Source organism: Pseudomonas sp. P7758, assembly GCF_013386485.1.
Lineage (GTDB): Bacteria > Pseudomonadota > Gammaproteobacteria > Pseudomonadales > Pseudomonadaceae > Aquipseudomonas.
The window spans coordinates 1-477 of the sequence record NZ_JACARS010000287.1; the positions used below are offsets into that span (position 1 = coordinate 1).

Consider the following 477-nt stretch of genomic DNA (forward strand, 5'->3'; position numbering starts at 1 on the left):
GGCAACGGCCGACCAAACTACCAACACACCGAACAGCTGATTTACCCGCAGTACCTGTGCTATTCCGCTCTGATAGCCAAGGTCAATTTGGCGCCACTTGCTGGCGCCTTTTTTTTCCTTTAAGTAAATAAACATTAATTAAAGCGGCTTGCTCCAGAACAACATCCGGCCATGTTGCGGGTCAAATACCGAATCATCAAACCCAAACTTTCGATACGCCGACTGCGCCACGGCGTTGCCTTCCAGCACCTCGAGGGTGATCTTGCAGCAACCGCGCTGGCGAGCAATTTCCTCGACCTTTTGCAGCATCTTCTGACTCAGCCCCAGGCCACGGAATTGATCCATCACCACCACGTCGTGCACGTTGACCAGCGGGCGGCAGGCAAAGGTGGAAAACCCTTCAAAGCAGTTCACCAGGCCGGCCGGCGTACCGCCGACAAAGGCCAGCACACTGAACGCGTGGGCACGCTTGGCCAG

At 55.6% G+C, this 477-nt stretch carries 1 protein-coding gene; it reads right to left on the reverse strand.

Annotation, left to right across the window (positions count from 1 at the left end):
• Window positions 1-138: 138 nt before the first annotated feature.
• Window positions 139-477 (reverse strand): N-acetyltransferase (locus HX873_RS31535; RefSeq protein ID WP_177123883.1); only part of this gene is annotated, 339 nt, incomplete at its 5' end.